Source organism: Shewanella sp. GutCb, from assembly GCF_002836135.1.
In the GTDB taxonomy this organism is placed as follows: Bacteria; Pseudomonadota; Gammaproteobacteria; order Enterobacterales; family Shewanellaceae; genus Shewanella.
The window spans coordinates 162,438-182,207 of record NZ_PJBL01000003.1 but is presented as its reverse complement, the minus strand read 5'-3'; the positions used below and the strand labels follow the sequence as shown (position 1 = coordinate 182,207).

Sequence of the window (19,770 nt, the reverse complement as noted above, 5' to 3'; positions counted from 1 at the left end):
AGAGCCAAGGTGGCAGCTTGACGCTGCCGTTGCTGGCTTACTCTACCCAATGCAGTACGTCGCGAATGATCGACCAGCGAGGCAGCTTCTCAACAGCACCTTGTCCCAGCATCCAATAGTTATAGATCTCATCTTGGTGACCATCGACTTTGCGCAAGCGCTGCCAGTTATTGACATAGTTGAGTAGTGATTGGTTTGATTGGGCAACGGCGTATGCTACTGGGTAACGTGATTTACTTTCGAGCAAAGCAATACCGTAACCTGGGAAGAATAGTGTCCAGGCTGAGCCTGCTTGAGCACTGATCACCACTGCATCGTATTTATCTTTTTTCTGTCTAAAGAAATCTTTATAGCCGTCTATTTTTACAAATTTAATATTTGGCGCTTTTAAACGAGCATCTTCAACGACGTCGCTGTGCTCTACATAAGCGATAGTGACTGCGTCCAGTTCCAATATTTTTTCAGTGCTTTTAAAGGTATTTACCAAGTGATCTTTTGTCGCCAGAGCTAAGTTCAGCTCCAGTACCGGGTTGCTATAGCTGAGTGCATCCATCTGCTCAATATCCATGGCTAAACCAGACATGGCAATATCAAAAAAACCCGCGTCTAACGCTTGAGCGAGTTTGCTTTTCTTGAATGGAATAAACTCGACTTTAACGTTGAGATCTTCCGCGAGCTTAGTCGCCATAGCTGTATCAAAACCAACAAGATTGCCAGTGTTATTGTAGTAACTAAAGGGCACATTACTGGGTATATAGCCGACTCTAAGTATTCCTCTGCTGCGGATCTCTTTAATCCCAGCAATGGGGGATCGCGGAGTTGTTCCTATCACTGGAAACTGTTTACTGACCTTTGTTGGGACTTTATCGGCCACCTGCATATTCGCAATAACGCCGCTGGTGGTCTCTGGGCTATGAATAAATAGCCCCATGCCCACGCGGCATACAACCAAGGTCAAAATAAGGCTTATGCCGATCCCCAAGCCCATTTTGAGCAATTGAGTTGGACGCAGTGTAAGGTGCTTTTCAAACAATGCAGCAGTGAGTAGCGTCAGTGCAAACAGGTTCATCACGGCGGCGATGGAGTTGAATTTTCCTGTGATAAAGCCAGACATCACAAATAGCTGAAATAGATCTGACGGTAAATGGACCAGATCCAGCATAAAGGGGATCGCCACATACACACTGCCAAATAGCGATAATAAGCCACTAATAGAAAGTGATGGAATACTACTGATATCAACAGGCGTGCCATTAAACCAACCCGCAAAGAGGACAAAGAGGATCACGGTTAACTTGCCAATATTAGGAAACGTGAACGCAATCGGAACCAAAATTTCTATCAAGGTGGCGCCATCTTCACTCAATTTATCGTGTTCACGCATGAGCTGCTTGCACTCTTCCACAATCACTGGAATAACAATAAAGATGTTCCCTGTGGCGAATGCGGTCACTAAGCTAGCCTTTGAGACCCGTAGCGCTTGTGCAAAAGTGATAGGGGTTAAAGAGGCGACAATCCACGGCAAAATCCAAAAGGTGAGTAGCAGACAGAGCACAAAGTAGCTGATTAAATACACCTGCATACTGGCAAACTCATCAACCCCCATAGTGCCTGCTGCGGAGGCTGACATGGCAAAAATTCCGATAGGAAGTACTTTGACCAAGCCTTGAGTGATGCGAGAAAATATCTCTGAACTGGTGTGCATAAAGGTTAAAATTTGCTGTTTATTTTCGCCCTGCATGCCAATAAGTGCAAGCCCCATGGCGATACTGAACACCACCATTGCGGGCACATAGCCCCCCGCCATAGATTCGAACGGGTTTGATGGAATATAGAGTTTGAAATAGTTGATGGGGGTTACAGGTTCAATGCTACTGGTGCTGAAGAAAGCAGCTGATTCAACGACTGGAAATGAAAGTGGCATTAAGGCGACTGTGAGCAACCCCAGTCCCCAGAGCAGTATCATGATAAGTCCCGCGCGGCTGAAAATAAGCTTGGCAGTATTCTTTTGTAATTTACCGATACCGCCCACCAGCGAGACCACGATATAAGGGAGAACGGTCATTTGCATGAGTAATATCACGCTGGTGCCAATTGTGCCCATCCAGCTTACGGATTCACCAAAGAATAGGCCAACGCCGAAACCCAAAAACATGGCCACTAACATCTGTGTCGAGCTGGTCATTGCTAGTATTTTTTTTAGCACCGATCCCATCCAATTATTATTTTAGTTTTAGTGGTAAGCTCAAATGATTAAAAGTAGAGCTGAAAATGTTCGTTTTAGCGATTGAAATACCCTGAAAGTTAAAAATGTTTTTAACCTTGGTTTACGCTGTCCTATATTAGCTAAAGCTCAGCCACGCTAGCGCTGGTATGACATAGCCATGTTCATTATAGATATAGATAGCTTTAACTTTAAAGTAAATATTTTAAAGTTTGCTCATTAGTATTAACAATTTGATTTACCAGCGACTTCAAGGTTTTTTAGTCACACAAAAAATCATTACTGCTGAGTATTGTTAGCGTTACTTACTAAGCTGAAAATGACCTTCTAACAGACAGTGTATTACGCTCATGTTCTCGCTTTTTATTCAGTTATTGATGCTCAATTGAAAACAATAAAATCTACCACTAGCGACGAATAAATGCGCTAGGATCTCGCAAGTTGAGTAATAGTTGCTAGGCTTTATGCGTAATTATGTTGGCATGTTTCAAATCTCATACTCTCTCTAATGTGTTTTCTTAACTTTTAATGTTGACGTGATTGCAACTCACTCACTGAAAGGATTATAGAAATGAAAAAGATTCTATTTAAGATATTCACCTGTAGCTTATTGGCGATGATGGCGTTGATGAATACCGCCGTTGCCGCTGATGCAAAGCCTGATTCGCTTGCTGATGTATGGGTTATGGTACCTAACCATGGCCAAGAGTCTGCATTTGAAACCGCGTTTATAAAACATGTTCAGTTCCGTGCAAGTCAAGGTGACCCAAGAGCATGGAAAGTCTATCGGCCTACAATCGGCACCGGCATGGACCGCTATATTATTCGCTACTGTTGTACTCAGTGGAATGATGTTGATGGCTATCAAAAGTGGCAGGCCGATAACAAGATCCTCGATGACTGGTACGCAAATGTGGCGCAGTATATTCATCATTATGAGCACTTTTACAGCCGTTTAGACATCGAAAATAGTAACTGGCCACAAGACAGTGAAGAGTTTAAGTATTTTGCAGTCACCAATTACCAAGAGAAGATGGGCAGTAGTAAAGGTATTGCCGCGGGTAAAAAGCTGTTAAGTGACAATGCTAAGGCGATGAAGTGGCCATATTCTTGGTCATGGGCTGATTCTATTGGTGGTGAAGGGGGACTTAGTTTAGTTATTCCCTACAACAATTACGCTGGCATGACGCCGCCAGACAAGTCATTTGCGGAAGTATTAGCGACCCATATGGGTGATGAAGCTAAAGCCGGGGCGGCGTTAAAAGCGTGGTCTGATAATTTTCACTCCACCACTTACACCGTATATAGGTTAGTGGATGAGCTATCGATGAAAGATAAGTGATGACTCAAATATACAGATAGCAAGATCATAAAGCCGCGTTCGCGGCTTTATTTGTGTAACCACGTTAGCCCAATCTCTCAGCTGCGAGATCGATAAAGGCCCTAACTTTTGGCGATAAATGTTTTCGACTCGGGTAGATCACAAAAACGTCAACGTCGATTGTTGGAAAGTTATCAAACAGCACTTCAAGTTGATTACTCTGTAACGCCTCTTGCATATAAAAGCTTGGTAGCCTGGCTACGCCATGACCTTCAAGCACCATAGCCAGTTGCATATGGCCGTTGTTACAGAGGACTTTAGGACGCACATCTACAGAGAAGGATTTACCATCATTATCGATATAATCCCAGCGGCTCGGCGATTTTAGATTGGAATAACAGATCCCATTATGATTGGCTAACTCGCGTGGATGGTAAGGCTTACCATGGCGTGAAATATAGTTTTTTGAAGCCACAGTAAAGGCTTTACAGGAATAAAGCTTGCGACAAATAAGGCTGGATTCATCAAGCTGTGATGATGCTCGAATAGCAAGATCGTAACCATCGGCAACCACATCAGTGCGTTTATCACTTAAGTCCAACTCTAAGCTGACGTTAGGGTAGCGCTGCAGATATTCAGAAATGATGGGCTCAAGGTGATTTTGCGCAAAACCTATCGGGCAGCTTAGTTTTAATATTCCTCGGGGACTGACATCATGCTGGGTGATTAAGCCTATCGCCAGCTCGGCGTCGGTAATCAATTGCTGACACTGTTGATAATAGGCATCACCCTCAGGCGTTAACCCGATAGAGCGAGTCGTTCGGTTGAGTAGCCTAACGCCGAGGCGTGCTTCGAGTTTATTAACCTCTTTACTGATATAAGAGGTTGAATGGCCCATGGCTTCGGCCGCCGCAGAGAAACCGCCACTCTTTACGACTTGAGCAAATATTACTACGCCATCAAACAGTTTATTAAGAGTCATATGGAAATAGTTATTATCTTTTAAGGTTATTAATCACGTATGAGTTGTAATATACACTTATCTCTATCGGATTGTCGCTAATCGTTACTTCGACAATTTACCCTAATACATGCTGCAGATTTAACTGTAGCGTTAACAGAATAGAGAGTCAGAACATGAAACTATTAGCCTTTGCAGCGAGTAACAGCACTAAGTCAATCAACAAGCAACTTGCCACTTACGCGGCTTCTTTAGTCGAAGGTGCTGAAGTTGAAATCTTAGACATCAATGATTTTGAGATGCCAATCTTTAGCCAAGATAGAGAGGAGCTATTAGGTCAGCCGGAGCTTGCGCAAACATTTTTTGCTAAGTTAGGTGAAGCCGATGCCATTATTATCTCTTTTGCTGAACATAACGGTTCATACACTGCCGCGTATAAAAACTTGTTTGACTGGACCTCACGTATTGACATGAAAGTGTTCCAGAATACCCCTATGGTATTACTTGCAACTTCACCTGGACCTGGTGGCGCATCCTCAGTACTGGCTGCGGCTTCTGGTTCAGCACCGTACTTTGCAGCCGATGTAAAAGGTTCGCTTTCTATCCCAAGCTTTTTCGATAACTTTGATATGGAAAAGCAGGAACTTAGAAACCCAGAGCTAAAAATAGCATTAGTGGCCGCGTTAGCAGGGTTGAAATAACAAACCGATTTTTTAGACATGTTCATTAAGGCTGATGAACTAAGATAACGCCTGATTTAAACATCAGGCTTTTTATTGCCAAAATAATGCCCGCTATCCTTCTATTTATCCTACTTTTTGCCCCTTAATGAGTCATTTTTGTTGTTAATACCAGCACTCTGAAGCAAATATTTTCTGAAATACCCTCCATTATAAAAGCGAATGCGAACACTATTTAAATGATTAGCATTGGCATTTAATCTTTCTATTTAAGTATTTACTTTTATAGGTAACAAGCTGATTTAAAAGGGTAAATATAAATTTAAAATTAAGGTGTATAGTTGAGTATTAGATTGTGACAAGCCGCTCTGTATTCGTTTTGTCTAGATGCTAAAAAGGATGGTTACAGATCATATATTGGAGCTTTAGCCACTGATGCGTTGTGTTGCAAGCCCCCATTAGAAAAGGGGAGTTTTTCTATATCAATCGTTAGCAAAAGGATAGGACTAATGTTGAAACAAGTCAGTCGGCTTGATTATTTTACTTTGCAGGTATTTATTGGTTTAGTTGAACTTAAAAATGGTAGTGCAGTAGCAGAGAAGCTAAGTACGACCCAATCAAAGGTGAGCCGAGCGCTTACAACTTTGCGAGACGTTCTGGGCGATGAGTTGTTTATAAGGAAAAAGTACGGCTTTGAACCGAATCAAGTCGCCTTAAAAATAACTCCTATGGTGCAAACCATATTGCAGCAGTTTGATAAAATTATTGAAACGACGTTAGACAAAAGAGAAGCCCCCTATGAGTTAACGTTTGCGGCAAATGAGCATTGGTCACTAATGGTGCTTAATTGTATTCAGCAATCATGTCGCTGTGTTGATGGTGGTGTTTATGTCAATGTACAGCCTTGGTCTGAAACGGTCAGTCAGCGATTGTGCCAAGGTAAAATCGATTGCTCAATTTCTATTGAGCCGGTTAATCATCCAATGGTAAATGACACCAAAATTGGCGATATCACACATTTCTTTATTGTCGCCAAAACGGGCCACCCAATTCTTGAATCTTCTCAACCACTGAAAGATATCTTTGATTATAAAATTGCACTGGTAAATTCTAATTTGCAAGGCCATCAGATGCACCGTATTGAGGAGTATGCGCAAGCAAAGGATATCGATATTAAGGTCGTACTTAAGAGTCCAAGTGTTCGTATGGTGGTTGATCACGTGAGCATGACCGGGGATGTGGGTATTTTAGTGTCTGCAATGTCTTACTATTATTTTGAAAACAGAAAAGATGTTGATTTTGTCGATATCTCTGATGATTGGCGCAATGCTCCAGAATTAACGAGTGACAGTTATTATCTGCATTGCCATCAAAGCGTGCTCTCTCCGATGGTTAACTGCCTTAGAAACTTATTAGGTGACAAATTAGTGGAGATGCAAAGTCATTACGATAACATCACCACATCAACCAGCCCCGCTAAACCTCTGACGACATGTTGCACCAATAAATCTTGTTCCGCGTTACAGTGCGATGCCGACTGTCAGCAGCGCTCTTGTATGGTAGCCAATCAATACAATAATTAAATACGCTCGCAAAAATTGATCGTTTTACTGGTTATGATGATATAGATGCCCACTCTTAGTCACTATTTGACTAAGAGCTTCGGTTAGTCGATCAAAGTTTCCGGAATGATTACCTTTAGCTCTAACGAGATAAAGTGTTGGGTGAGACTGAGATAAATAGAGTCGGTTGGTTTCCATTTCTGATAAACAGCAAACGTGTAACCCAGGTAGTAAGTTACTTTGCTCATATATTTTACTGTAAGGCAGAAGTGCAAGGTTTTCGCTATCTGCGAGCAATGGGTACAAGTCATGGAAACTAGGACTGTCATCAACGTTATCTATATTAGCAAGTCGGCAGCGGATATGGTGTTGCTGACAATAGAATATAAAGGGATCAACTGAGGTAGGAGTTGCTAGGTTATACGCCTTAACATAGGGATAACTGGCTATGGTATCGATATCCAACTCTTGTTTTAAAATGGGGTGATGCAAGTCGCACACTAGATAAATATGGTTGAGCTTTTGCAAAGGTACGATATCCAAATTGTTGGCATAAAATTGTAATAGCTGCGGATTTGATTCTGTGAGTATTGCAATATCAGTGACTCCGTTATTGATATCATTAAACACATTAATCGATTGAGTGTGCAACTTGTAGCTTATGGGCAGATCTGACTGGTTGATAGCACTGCTGAGTTGTTGCGGGAGGTGTTGCACTAGCATATCACTCGCATAGATGTTGATTTCGCTGTTGCTTAAATCTTTGGCGCACACGGATAGCTGTTGCAGGTGGTCAGAACACTGTAGAAGTTCTTTGGCGATGGGGTAGAGTTGTTGAGTAAATTCGTTAGGAATTAATCCATGTTTCTTCCGAATAAAAAGCGGGTTGTTAAATATGACTCTCGCATTTTGTAAGCAACGACTTACTTTAGGTGCGGGAATGTTCATTTTTTTTGCAACAAAGGTAGCTGAGTGCTCTTCATATAAATTGACGAGAATGTTAATGCTTAGCATATCTAGATTATCAATAGTTATGTTGCGCATATTAAATACCCCTAGAAATTACCACTTTTACAATTACAGTATATTAATTATAACTTACGGTAAAATAATAATTCAATTAAATTCAATAAAGATTTATCATGTGTTTAATATGTTTTTAATAATTATCTATCCCATTCGCGCATTCTTGTATCTTGCTGTTTTTAATTAGTAAGTTGTTATTTTTGTGATATGTGATTTATAGTTTTCCATATTGTGATAGTCCTATATCTACTTTTTGATTATCTGTAATTATTAACGTCGGAAACCGATATTGCGACCTCGTTTTAATTTTTGATAAAAGGTTTTTCATCTCTGTTGCTAAGTCATGTTTTGAGGGGTAATAATTAACTCGAGGGTTAAGTTAGTAAATAAATTCATTGGAGGTTTATCATGAACGCCACCGTAATACTAAGTTATGCTTTTATATACTTTGTTTTATTCCTGATTGTTCCTTTCGTCATTGTGACATTTGTTATGACGTGTATTAAATTTTTTAAGTCAAGTGAAGTCGAAAGGGTTGGGGCTGAAATTAGCATTAAACCGCATCTACTTGATAAAGAGTCTATGCACTTTTTAAAAAGCTTAAAAGCGATTGCAAACACACGTTACGACATTCTTTATGGTGCGTCATTGGTGAATGTGGTTGATATTGACGAATCGGTTAATAATCACGAAGAGGTTCAAGATTTTATGGAGCATTGCCATCTTGATTATGTTGTTATCGACAATGAATCTTCTTCAGTAAAGTTGGTGATTAGTAATCCCGATGATAGCTCCCCTGAACAAGCTAAATTTGTTGAGAAGTGCTTAGACTATGTTGGTGTGCAATTCATCAAGTTAGATAAGTATAAGCACTGCGATGAAGCGTTGATAAAGACGGCTCTCGCCGCATAACCAAGCAAGTCCAACCTAGCGCTAAACATACTGTTTGGCGCTCATTCTCTTAAACTTTTTGTATTCACCTGTCGGTGTAAGGTTTTGTGATGTCGATTACTAACCGTTACGGCGTTGTCTTACTCTATATTGTTTGGTTTGTTTTACTGTGGGTGAGCTTTCCAAGTTCAGCTTTAGCTAAAGATGCTGGAACAGTAGCGAATAGTGCTTGTTTAAAGTGCCATAAACGTAATGGTCAAATGTTGGGGTTACATGCCAATCAAGGGCTGGCACTAACCTGTGAAGATTGCCATGGTGAAAAAGGTAAACATCCTCGAAAAGGCGCTTCGATTATTGCATTTGGCGCTAAGAGTGACACCGCTATAAAAACACAGGCGCAGCAGTGTTTAGCGTGTCATGAGCATCAACAGCTCGCGACAGTTCATTGGACTCACAATGTACATGCGAAACGAGTTTCTTGTGGTCAGTGCCATCAATTACATCCTGAAACTGATCCTGCATTATTGCTGTCAGGTCCGGCGCTTAGTCAGTCATGTGCTAAATGTCATCGAGCTGAAATATAAGGAGGTGCACTGTGGATAATTCAAAGAGACGTTTTCTAAAAGGCTGTGGTGGTGTTATTGCGGGCATGTCAGTTTATACAGTGACCAAGGCCCCACAAGCGAATACTTCCGAACAGGACAGTGGCCTCAAGTATGCCATGGTGCATGATGAAAACCTCTGTATTGGCTGTAATGCCTGTGAAGATGCTTGCCGCGAAGTGAACCATGTTCCTTATGGGGTCACTCGGGTCAAGATTGAGCGTAGCGGACCCTTTGGGGAATACCCCGATCAGAGCTATCGTTTTATCCGACATTCTTGCCAGCACTGCGAAGCTGCACCTTGTGTCAAAGTATGCCCAACAGGGGCGGCTTATATTGATAAAGAAACAGGCATTGTTGCAGTTAATGAGGACCGTTGTGTGGGTTGCCAATACTGTATTGCCGCTTGTCCATATCAAATACGCTTTATCAATCCTGAAACTAAAGTGGCTGATAAATGTGATTTCTGTCAGCAAACTCAGTTAAGTGAAGGCTTACAACCCGCTTGTGTGTTGGCGTGCCCAACGAATGCATTAGTATTTGGTAATTTGAAAGATCCTGATTCCGCATTAGTTAAAACGCTTAAGTCTAAACCCACTTATCGGGAGAAAGTAGACTTAGGGACTCGACCAAAACTATTCCATGTGCGGACGATTGATGGGGAGATAGTGCTATGAGTGCATTTCATTTTGATGGATTAGTCTGGCATTGGCCGATTGCTATTTACCTATTTTTGGCTGGATTATCGGCCGGGGCTGTGTTTTTTGCGATTATGCTTAAGCACTTTAAGTTAGCTGATAAAGCCTATCTGTCACCTTTTGTTCAGGCTGCAGCAGTGATTGCGCCAGTTGCTGTGTGTGCAGGCTTAGGGATTTTGGTCATGGACCTGACCAAGCCATTGGCATTTTGGAAAATCTTGGTTTTTTATAACCCATCATCGGTGATGTCGATGGGTGTTCTGGTGCTGTTGGCATATCAAGTGGTGCTCTTCGCGTGGATTGGTAGCGTGTTTAGCTCGCCAATCCAGCAGTGGCTAAAACAGCGTTTGCCATTGCTAAGCAAACTCTTGGCACTGTTGGCTCGACATGAAGATGTTATTACGGGTGTATTGGTGATCTTATCTTTATCACTTGGTGCCTATACTGGCTTTTTGTTATCGGCACTGATTGGTTTTCCTTTGTTGAACAACCCTGTGTTACCACTGTTATTCCTCATTTCTGGTTTGTCTTCTGGTGCCGCGGCGACCCTTCTTGGTGGCGTATTAATGCGTGGTAATCCCAATGGAGTTGAGGTGCGATTTATTCATCGCATAGAGATCCCGATGATCTTAGTTGAGATCATGCTGTTATTTACCTTTTTTGTAGGGCTTATTTTATCCGGAGGTCAAAGTGAGGTCGCGGCATTGAATGCAATTGGAGAGGGCTTTTGGGGCTGGATTTTCTGGGGGGGCGTGGTTGGCGTTGGTCTAACGTTGCCATTGGCATTTAATTTATGGATGAAAGTGTCATCAGACAGAAAGTTCGCTTATGTCGCTGTGACTGCGAGCTTCAGTTTAATCGGGGTTCTGTTGCTGCGAAACTTCATTCTTTATACCGGGCAGATGACCGGAGTCTAGTGTAGACCGATCTGCACTATCACCATGTCAGGCTAGCGTCTTGTGTTAAACATATAGCGATAAAAAAAGGCTGTTCACTTTAGGTGAGCAGCCTTAATGTATGTACTATACAAAGCAAAATCAGTAATAATTTTCGTTATTGTTGATTTTGCTCTATAAGATACTCATTTGCTTTGGCTAAACTGCCAAAGGAAGCAATAAGATTGCTTTGACCTTTCTCTTGGATTTCAGGGTTTCCAGATTGGGTCATCATCCATATCCATGTTTGGATGAGTGGTAAAGGTGGATATTTTTGATTGGATGAATCCAACATGTTTGCATCCTTTGATAGTTGGCTTGACTCGAGCATTTTTGATGCCCTTTATCCTGTTCACTTTTAAAATTGCATCAAAGAGAATATCAAATTCTTTACCGTGGAGTAACAAAATTTGCACCGCTTTAAACAAGGTTATGAGAAAATATATGAGTAAATACCTTAGGTGACCAAAGACATCACAGAGATAGTGCTAAAGTAGTACTTTTTGTCGGTATATTTCAAGTGTAAATTTACATTTTTTTTACAGGTGTGAATAAGTTTATCGCCTTTTTAGCTGAATAAAGTCGCGTTAAATATCATCTATTTTTAGTTTTTATGTTTAACTTTTGGAAGTGTTCATGCGTCCCTCTTTATATTTCGACGGTCCTATCGGTAAGCTTAATTGGCATGTCATCAAACTGCTCTGGCCGTATTTGCTTGAATTTAAGCAACGAGTAGGCTTAGCGCTGTTGTGTTTAGTGGTGGCAAAGACAGCAAGTGTCGGGCTGCCCTTTGTGCTTAAAGCATTAGTCGATGGCTTGACGTTAAAGGGACCAGGGGAACTACTGGCGGTGCCGATAGGGTTAGTGATTGCTTATGGTTGTATGCGTTTACTCAACACCATTATCTCTGAAGTTAGAGATACGCTGTTTGGGCGAGTCACTGAACGTGCCATTCGACGCTTAGGCATGGCTGTGTTTGAGCATCTGCATCGACTCGATATGGCATTTCATTTAGAAAGGCGTACCGGTGGATTGTCGCGAGATATTGAACGTGGCACCAGTGGGGTGAGTTTTTTAATGCGCTTTATGGTATTCAATATCGTCCCCACGCTATTGGAGATTGTGTTGGTGGTGGGCATTCTGTTTTACAACTACGGTGTTAGCTATGCGGCCGTTACACTATTGTCGGTGGTTGCCTATGGTGCATACTCTGTGGTGGCAACAGAGTGGCGTACAGGTTATGTCAGAGATGCCGCTAAAGCGGATTCGCTTTCTAGTACGCGCGCCGTCGATAGCCTATTGAATTACGAGACGGTGAAGTATTTTAATAATGAACAGTATGAAGCTAATCGTTATGACAGTGCCCTCGCTGACTGGGAAGAGGCGAAACGAAAGAACCGCTTGTCGTTATTTGCCCTGAACGCTGGGCAGGCTTGTATCATTTCTGTCGCGATGACATTGATGCTGGCAATGGCCGCGACGGATGTAGCACAGGGCGTGATGAGCATTGGTGACTTTGTGCTGATTAATGCATTTATGATGCAGCTCTTTATACCACTGAACTTTTTAGGCTTTGTTTACCGAGAGATCCGTGGTGCATTTGCGAATATTGAGCGCATGTTCAGTTTATTAGACAAAGAACCTTTGATTGAAGATATCGAGAATGCCAACACTGAAAGGCTAACTCAGGGAGTCGTTTCATTTGAGAATGTAAGCTTCAGTTACGATAGTCGCAATATTCTCGATGATGTTAGTTTTTCAATAAAATCTGGGCAAAAAGTCGCGATAGTCGGTGATAGCGGGGCGGGTAAATCGACGATCGTTAAGTTGCTGTTTAGGTTTTATGATGTCGTTTCTGGTTGTATTCGAATTGACGGGCAAGATATTCGTCAATTAAGCCAAGATACCTTGCGACAAGCGATTGCTATCGTGCCGCAAGACACTGTACTTTTTAATGATACGCTAATTGAGAATGTTCGTTACGGTCGCCCATCAGCGACAGATGATGAAATTGATGCTGCAATCAAAATGGCGCACCTCAGTGATTTTATTGCAAGCCTACCAGAAGGTGGCGACACCCGTGTCGGCGAGCGCGGTTTGAAACTGTCCGGGGGTGAGAAACAACGGGTTGCGATTGCGAGAGCGATTTTGAAACGTTCCCCTATCTTAGTGTTTGATGAAGCGACCTCGTCATTGGACAGCCATTCTGAACACGCTATTTTAACGGCATTGAAAGCGGCGGCTAAAGGCCATACCAGCCTCGTCATAGCGCACCGCTTATCGACCGTCGTCGATGCGGATCAAATTTTGGTGTTGAGCAAAGGTCGAGTGGTTGAAACGGGAACTCATAGCAGTCTATTAGAGGCCGGTGGTTTGTATTCAAAATTGTGGCGTATTCAACAAGAGTAACGATGGAGGATTTAAGTCCTTTCTACATAGTGTGACTGATTAGGTGTGACTGATTAGGTGTGGCTATAGTGAGTGGTTTTAAGATATCTCTGTATACAATTCAGCCTAGGTTCAGACTTGTGTACATATAATAGCTTTACATCAATACTTATTGCCTAAAATATCGGTTCATTCAGTGGTAATTCAGCGTTAGAGCCCCGTGGGGAGTTCGAAGCTCATCATTATTCTATATCGAACGTTTGCAACCTAGCATGTGGATCTTTGAAATTCAGTCAACGGGAATGTTTAGACATCCCACTTCTGCTTTGCATTGGTTCACAAGGGAGTTTCCATAATCCCTTCAATACGCTTTGAGTTGAAAAGTTTGGGTGTTTCTGAATTGGCGACATATTTAATACAATAGGTATAACGTCATGATTATACAGAGAAGGTCACTATGAAAAACATACCTCTACTTGTAAATATCGAAGGACAGGGCAGCAAGGCTAGCACTGACTGGCTTGCTATTATGGCGACGCTTAAAAAGCGTGGTCTAGAAACAGATGAACTTGAAGTGGTTTATTTTGAATTGTGTGCCGGCATGAGAGTAACGACTCGCGGTTTGAGTTTAGCTAAAGCGAGTCCGGTAGACCCTTTAAAAGGACTGCTGCATGAGCCAAAATTCTCAGCTCGCGATTATGCTGGAATGCTAACAGCTTAATAGCTGATTTTGCCAATTTTCCAGCCATCACAGAGTAAGATTTTAGGCGCTGGTGTTTTCATCGGTTGTAAACTGATGATTTTCCCCTCTCTGTAGCAGATATATTCGCCTTCAATCACTGTCATGCGTTCGCAACTGTTACAACTTACAGACAATCCCATGTTTTGTGAGGGCGCATCTTTGTCATCCATTGCTGTGCCTCATATGTAAAAGATTACTATTTAGTTTAACTCCACAAAGAGGTATATCCTACCTGAGCTAATACTTATTTACTAAATATTCCGCAAACTAAGTCTCATTCACTTGAAATCAGGCCATGCTTTTGGGTTATTCCATCAAACGGGGATGCGATTAAGCGTCATTGACCAAATTGAGATATCTCAAAGCTAACCTCACCAGATGGGTGAATGGTTAACTGATAAAGCTCGCCATAACTTGATTCATCTAAGGTCGCAATTTGTGGGCCTCCTAATGCTTTTATAATCAGTGGCACGGTATTGGAGTGACCGGCAATGACACTGTTGCCGTTCGAACTCTGCACCAGCGCAACTATCTCAGCAATATGGGCTTCAATTCCCTCTTTGGTACTGACAGTTGTAAGACTAATGTTATGAGCATTGACGAGTGGCTTAAGTGTCAGTTGGGTTCTGTGGTAGTTACTGGCGATGGCTTGAGAAACGGTTAAGTCTGTTAGCACTTCAGCAAGAGCTTGCGCTTGTTGGTAGCCTACGTCACTAAGAAGTGGATCACGTGAGCCATCGCTGAGCTTCTCGGCATGTCGAACCACAATGATAGTTTTGCTATCGATGGTATCGGTTATGTTTTGTGCTAGTGCCAAGGCACTATAATTGAAGGTAAGAGTTAAAACTATAAAGGCGATCATCGCCTTAAATAGGGTTGGCATAGTGGCGTCCTTGATATTTTTCTTGAGGGCTATCATAACTAAAAGTTACGCCTATAAAGCCTGAGTTGTTAAAGCTTATGCGTCTTTGAGTTCACTGTCCCTAACAAAATGTTGGCGTTAGATTAATCTTTCTGAATATGAAATAAAAGTTTATGCTGAAACGACGACGCACTTTTGGAGCAAGCTATGTGGATTGAAGGTAAAGTCATTGAGCGGAATGATTGGAGTAACAAGTTATTCTCATTAAAAATCAAAGTCGATATTGGAAATTTTATCGCGGGTCAATTTATTAAATTAAGTCGAGTCGTTGATGAGAAACGCATCGGCCGAGCTTACTCTCTGGTTAACCCACCTGGGACTGATTACATTGAGGTACTGGCGGTAGCGGTGGATGACGGCCAATTATCTCCAGATCTGCAAGCATTGTCTGCCGGTGACGTCATTGATGTTGCAACCAAAGCATCAGGCTTTATGACGCTTGATGAGCTACCTAAAGATGATAAGAAAGGTGAACACCTTTGGTTCCTTGCGACAGGTACAGCAGTTGGTCCTTTCATCTCTATGATGGAAACCGAAGAACCGTGGCAAAACTATCAGAAAGTAATCTTAGTCTATGGTGTTCGAGAAGCGCAGGATTTGGCTTATCTGCCGCTACTTAGGGCGTTGGAAAGTAAATATCCTTCACAGTTTAAATTAGTACTCTTGGTCACAAGAGAGCCTGTTGATGGGGCACTACGTTGCCGGATCCCTGATGGACTCTTAAGTGGTGAAATAGAAGCATTAGCGGGCGTCACTATTTCCGCCAATGAGTCTCAAGTGATGATTTGCGGTAATCCTGGAATGATCACCGATGCACAGCTGGTGCTAAAAAACAGAGGACTCGCCAAGAACTTACGCCGAGCGCCAGGACAAGTTACCGTCGAAAAATACTGGTAAGGTCAGATCATGAAACTGTATTATTCCGACGCTTCACCTTATGCCCGTTGTGTCCGTGTTTTTATTAGCTACCACAAGATTAAAGGGATTGAAGAGATTATTGCTAACCCCTTCGATAACTCTCCAGAACTGCTTAGAGTTAACCCTTTAGCAAAGATCCCCTGTTTGCAGCTAAATGATGGCTCGGCATTGTTTGATAGCGAAGTGATTATGCGTTTCTTAGACACTGAATTTGGCCAGTCTCGTTTATTTGGAATGAGGGTAAATAATTGGTCGCAACAGTGTCACTTTTCATTACTGAAAGGTATTTTTGATAGTGCGGTCTCACTTAGACAGGAGCAACTTCGAGATGAAGAGGGTTTGCGTTCTGCATTTTGGACATCGCGATTTGAGCAAGCATTATTAAGAGGCTTAAAAGAGATTGAAACCATTGGCATCACTCACTCTGCTGAGTTAACGGCATTGCAAGTCATGTTAGTTTGTCTATTGGAGTACATTGACTTTAGGCATCCCGATATACTTTGGCGAAATGTGGCTCCTGCACTCGGTCTTTGGCTGAAGGAAGCGCAGAAAGCTGATGCTTTTGTTGCCACAAGGCCCGCGTGACAACACGACTTCGCTTGTTAGTATTATGAATAAATAGAGGTTAATTAAGTTTTTACTAAGGTAAGTGGTGTATTTTGTTGGCAGAAATTACCACTAATGCTTGCTGTTCCAGCCTTGATTGATTACCCTACTTGCAATTGAGAATTATTATCACTGACGTGGTAGTTAAAGGTACATTGATAAAGGAGTAGGGCAATGAGAATGATCAACAGTCTAATGATGGTTGGGCTTTTATGTAGTGCAACTATGGTTAGTGCCGCTGAAAGGTTAACGGTCTACTCTTATCGACAAGCTTTTCTTATTGACCCTATTTTGACTGACTTTACTAAGCAAACGGGCATTGAAGTTGATGTCGTGTTTTCAAAGAAAGGCATCGCGGAGCGTATGTCGCGAGAAGGACGCTTGTCTAAAGCTGATATAGTACTGACTTCAGATTTCTATCGGTTAATGGAGTTGGTTAAGAAAGATCTTGTCATCCCAGCAAGCAGCGATACGCTAAAGCAAAATATTCCCCAAAAATACCGTTCACCAGATGACATGTGGTATGCATTAACCATGCGTGTCCGTAATATTTATAGCTCGAAAGAAAGACTGGGTAAGTTAGATATTAACTATGAAGATCTCGCCGACCCTAAGTATCTCGGTAAAATTTGCAGCCGAAGTGGTAAGCATCCTTATAATGTTTCTCTCGTCGCATCGATGATTGCGCACCATGGTGAACAAGACACTAAGACATGGCTACAAGGCTTAAAAGCCAATCTTGCGCGTAAGCCACAAGGTAATGACAGGGCCCAGGTTAAAGCGCTAAGCGAAGGTTTATGTGATATCGCCATTGGCAACAGCTATTATTTAGGCAAAATGCTACAAGATCCTAAACAGAAGCCATGGGCTGAAGCGGTTGAGATTAACTTCCCTAACCAAGATAACCGTGGTTCGCACATCAATGTATCAGGTATGGCGTTAGCCAAATACACTAAAAACCGTGACGCAGCTATTCAGTTGATGGAGTTTCTATCAAGTGATTCTGCGCAGCAAACCTATGCTGATGTGAACATGGAATATCCGGTTAAAGCTGATGTTAAACCATCGAAGTTAGTCGCCTCTTGGGGACAATTTAAAGCTGATGACTTGCCTATCTATAAGCTAGCTGAATACCATAGCGCTGCGATAAAACTATTGGATGAAGTGAAGTTTGATCTTTAGTGCAAGCTAGGCTTTTAAGGTTGGGCTAACGCTATCGTTATATAATGCATTAACGCGAATGCTTCGTGATAATATTCTCAGAACCTATCTTTATGATAGGTTTTGTTTTTTCTACATATTTTTATTTTTCATGGCTCCTATACCCATCCTACCTGAAGATGTAGGATTCAATGGGAGTTTAATGGGCTTTAATCACAGGTTCATTGCTCCAGGCTGAACCTAAGCACCTACATCCATGTAGGCGAGGCATTGATTGCCGCTAATGGTCATTGCCTTAGTAAAATCAATAACACAGAGTAAAGCCCACTCTAATAATATAAAAAGCATACCCATCGCAGAAGGCGTTGTGCAAGCCCACTTCGTTGTTGCACTCACTTAAAAGGGAATAACCATTTCTACGTTAATGCGCCTAGAATTGAACTGGCACAACGCCTCTGAAACGAGCATCTCCAAGCTGGATGGGTATAGGTATTTGACACCATGATATTAGGCTTAGCTAGACGCTGGTCTGTTGCAAGCTACACATTGGCACTGTTGATCGTGATGCCGCTTATCGCGCTTATTCTGCAATCACTGATGCCTGATGAAGCTGTTTTTGGTCATCTCATTGATACCGTTTTACCGACCTATATCAGCAATAGCTTGCTGCTAATGTTCTGGGTGGTGATAGGCGCTCTTCTACTGGCTATACCCGCCGCTTGGCTGGTGGCCAAATGTCGTTTCCCTGGCCGAAACATCTTCCAATGGGCATTATTGTTACCACTGGCAATGCCAGCCTATGTGGTCGCTTACGTGTACACGGACCTTTTGGATTATGCAGGTCCCGTGCAGCGAAGTCTGCGAGGCCTATTGGGCTGGCAAACGCCCCATGATTACTACTTTCCTGAAGTACGCTCTTTAGGCGGTGCAGCAATTATGCTGGCGTTGGTGCTTTTTCCGTACATTTATCTGCTAGCGCGCACCGCATTTATGGAGCAATCAGCAAGTTTAGGACATGCCGCACGCGTTATGGGGTGTAGCCCTTGGAAAAGCTTCTGGCGGCTTAGCTTACCTATGGCTAGACCCGCTTTAGCCGTGGGAGCCACACTTGTTGCTATGGAAACGGCGGCAGATTTTGCCACTGTGAGTTATTTTGCGGTGCCCACATTAACCACGGCTGTTTATGATACTTGGTTTGAATATGGCAGTTTAACCGCTGCCGCAAAACTCTCTACTATTATGCTGTTTGTCATCTTCGCTATGATTGGTTTCGAGCGTTTTGCACGCCGAAAACAACAACTTTTCCAAAAACAGTCATCACCAGGAGAGTTAGATCGCTACTCGCTGAGTGGTGTAAAGGCATTTGCGGCTACTGGCTACTGCTTTGGCTTATTAACGCTCGCTTTTTTGCTGCCATTCGCTATTTTGCTGCAATATGCTTGGGGTTATTTTGCCGAGAGTTGGAATGCCAAATTTTTTGAGTACAGCTTTAATAGTTTATGGATTTCGCTATTGGTAAGCGTGATCTGTGTCTGCATCGGTATTGTCTTAATGTTTGTCAGAAGGGTGAGTCCTCGAAGAGCCGATATGTTGCCGTCAAGGTTAGCCTCTACTGGCTACGCTCTACCCGGTACCGTGTTGGCCATTGGTATTTTAGTGCCATTTACACAGCTTGATTTTGCGATTAATGATGTCGCTGAATATTTTGGTTTTGAAGGGCCGGGACTTATATTAACCGGTAGTGTTTTTATTCTTGTTTGTGCTTTTTGTATCCGTTTTGCCGCAATTGCAATTGGTAGTATAGAAAATAGCTATAAACGCATTTCGCCATCTTTAGATATGGCGAGTGTAACGTTAGGCTTAACCCCAAAAGCATTGCTGGCTAGGGTGCATGTCCCCTTGCTGCGAAAAGGAATATTTGCGGGATTATTATTGGTCTTTATTGAGTGTATGAAAGAGCTCCCGGCGGCTTTGTTACTCAGACCGATCGGTTTTGAAAATTTGGCGACGTATGTTTTTCAGTTTGTCTCTGATGAACAGCTAGAACATGGCGCTTTAGCCGCGATTGTTATCGTGTTGGTGGGGTTAGTCCCATTGATATACCTCAACCGTTCTTTGGAGCAAGAAAAGTAG

19 protein-coding genes are annotated in these 19,770 nt (G+C 42.4%); 13 read left to right on the top strand and 6 right to left on the bottom strand.

Annotation, left to right across the window (positions count from 1 at the left end; genetic code table 11):
- Positions 1–37: 37 nt before the first annotated feature.
- Positions 38–2,215 (bottom strand): cation:dicarboxylate symporter family transporter, encoded by a 2,178-nt coding sequence (locus tag CXF86_RS04115; protein ID WP_257985287.1) that lies wholly within the window; start codon positions 2,213–2,215, stop codon positions 38–40.
- 580 nt (positions 2,216–2,795) lie between these two features.
- On the opposite strand from CXF86_RS04115, the gene CXF86_RS04110 reads away from it, so the two are divergent.
- A complete protein-coding gene (locus CXF86_RS04110; protein WP_101091308.1) occupies positions 2,796–3,566 on the top strand; it encodes a hypothetical protein in 771 nt (256 codons plus the stop codon).
- 64 nt (positions 3,567–3,630) lie between these two features.
- On the opposite strand, the gene CXF86_RS04105 is transcribed toward CXF86_RS04110, so the two are convergent.
- Positions 3,631–4,527 (bottom strand): LysR family transcriptional regulator, encoded by an 897-nt coding sequence (locus CXF86_RS04105; protein ID WP_101091309.1) that lies wholly within the window; start codon positions 4,525–4,527, stop codon positions 3,631–3,633.
- A gap of 155 nt (positions 4,528–4,682) precedes the next feature.
- Here CXF86_RS04105 and CXF86_RS04100 point away from each other — a divergent pair, with 155 nt between their 5' ends.
- Both CXF86_RS04100 and CXF86_RS04095 read left to right on the top strand, forming a co-directional pair.
- Entirely contained in the window at positions 4,683–5,207 is a 525-nt protein-coding gene (locus CXF86_RS04100; protein ID WP_102038398.1) for an NADPH-dependent FMN reductase, read from the top strand.
- Positions 5,208–5,695: 488 nt separating this feature from the next.
- The gene (locus CXF86_RS04095) at positions 5,696–6,769 is read left to right on the top strand and encodes a LysR family transcriptional regulator (protein ID WP_101091311.1); all 1,074 of its coding nucleotides are present in this window, start codon (positions 5,696–5,698) and stop codon (positions 6,767–6,769) included.
- A gap of 24 nt (positions 6,770–6,793) precedes the next feature.
- On the opposite strand, the gene CXF86_RS04090 is transcribed toward CXF86_RS04095, so the two are convergent.
- Positions 6,794–7,792: a LysR family transcriptional regulator gene (locus CXF86_RS04090; RefSeq protein WP_102038397.1), complete on the bottom strand. Its 999-nt coding sequence runs from the start codon at positions 7,790–7,792 to the stop codon at positions 6,794–6,796.
- Positions 7,793–8,266: 474 nt separating this feature from the next.
- On the opposite strand from CXF86_RS04090, the gene CXF86_RS04085 reads away from it, so the two are divergent.
- The 4 genes from CXF86_RS04085 to nrfD all read left to right on the top strand — a co-directional run bounded on the left by CXF86_RS04085 (position 8,267) and on the right by nrfD (position 10,882).
- Complete coding sequence (locus CXF86_RS04085; protein WP_232775043.1) at positions 8,267–8,686, top strand: DUF2726 domain-containing protein; 420 nt, start codon at positions 8,267–8,269, stop codon at positions 8,684–8,686.
- 89 nt (positions 8,687–8,775) lie between these two features.
- Positions 8,776–9,249, top strand: coding sequence for a nitrite reductase (locus CXF86_RS04080; RefSeq protein WP_102038396.1), 474 nt, complete (start codon positions 8,776–8,778; stop codon positions 9,247–9,249).
- Between the two features lie 11 nt (positions 9,250–9,260).
- Positions 9,261–9,944: a 4Fe-4S dicluster domain-containing protein gene (locus CXF86_RS04075; RefSeq protein ID WP_102038395.1), complete on the top strand. Its 684-nt coding sequence runs from the start codon at positions 9,261–9,263 to the stop codon at positions 9,942–9,944.
- Entirely contained in the window at positions 9,941–10,882 is a 942-nt protein-coding gene (gene nrfD, locus CXF86_RS04070) for a cytochrome c nitrite reductase subunit NrfD (RefSeq protein ID WP_101091316.1), read from the top strand. The genes CXF86_RS04075 and nrfD overlap by 4 nt, the downstream gene beginning before the upstream one ends.
- 136 nt (positions 10,883–11,018) lie before the next feature.
- Here the strand turns inward: nrfD and CXF86_RS22655 are convergent, their stop codons facing one another.
- A complete protein-coding gene (locus tag CXF86_RS22655; protein ID WP_180961007.1) occupies positions 11,019–11,195 on the bottom strand; it encodes a hypothetical protein in 177 nt (58 codons plus the stop codon).
- Positions 11,196–11,536: 341 nt separating this feature from the next.
- Between CXF86_RS22655 and CXF86_RS04060 the strand changes: the two genes are divergently transcribed.
- Positions 11,537–13,309 (top strand): ABCB family ABC transporter ATP-binding protein/permease, encoded by a 1,773-nt coding sequence (locus CXF86_RS04060; RefSeq protein ID WP_101091318.1) that lies wholly within the window; start codon positions 11,537–11,539, stop codon positions 13,307–13,309.
- 436 nt (positions 13,310–13,745) lie between these two features.
- Positions 13,746–14,009, top strand: a complete 264-nt coding sequence (locus CXF86_RS04055) for a hypothetical protein (RefSeq protein WP_101091319.1) — start codon at positions 13,746–13,748, stop codon at positions 14,007–14,009.
- On the opposite strand, the gene CXF86_RS04050 is transcribed toward CXF86_RS04055, so the two are convergent.
- On the bottom strand, positions 14,006–14,200 hold the full coding sequence (locus CXF86_RS04050) for a hypothetical protein (RefSeq protein ID WP_101091320.1): 195 nt from the start codon (positions 14,198–14,200) through the stop codon (positions 14,006–14,008). The genes CXF86_RS04055 and CXF86_RS04050 overlap by 4 nt on opposite strands.
- 167 nt (positions 14,201–14,367) lie before the next feature.
- A complete protein-coding gene (locus CXF86_RS04045; RefSeq protein ID WP_180961006.1) occupies positions 14,368–14,913 on the bottom strand; it encodes a histidine phosphatase family protein in 546 nt (181 codons plus the stop codon).
- Between the two features lie 186 nt (positions 14,914–15,099).
- On the opposite strand from CXF86_RS04045, the gene CXF86_RS04040 reads away from it, so the two are divergent.
- The 4 genes from CXF86_RS04040 to CXF86_RS04025 all read left to right on the top strand — a co-directional run bounded on the left by CXF86_RS04040 (position 15,100) and on the right by CXF86_RS04025 (position 19,770).
- Positions 15,100–15,849, top strand: a complete 750-nt coding sequence (locus CXF86_RS04040; RefSeq protein ID WP_102038393.1) for a ferredoxin--NADP reductase — start codon at positions 15,100–15,102, stop codon at positions 15,847–15,849.
- Positions 15,850–15,858: 9 nt separating this feature from the next.
- Entirely contained in the window at positions 15,859–16,455 is a 597-nt protein-coding gene (locus tag CXF86_RS04035) for a glutathione S-transferase (protein ID WP_101091323.1), read from the top strand.
- Positions 16,456–16,650: 195 nt separating this feature from the next.
- Positions 16,651–17,658, top strand: coding sequence for a Fe(3+) ABC transporter substrate-binding protein (locus CXF86_RS04030; protein ID WP_101091324.1), 1,008 nt, complete (start codon positions 16,651–16,653; stop codon positions 17,656–17,658).
- A 480-nt stretch (positions 17,659–18,138) separates the two neighbouring features.
- A complete protein-coding gene (locus tag CXF86_RS04025; RefSeq protein WP_101091325.1) occupies positions 18,139–19,770 on the top strand; it encodes an ABC transporter permease in 1,632 nt (543 codons plus the stop codon).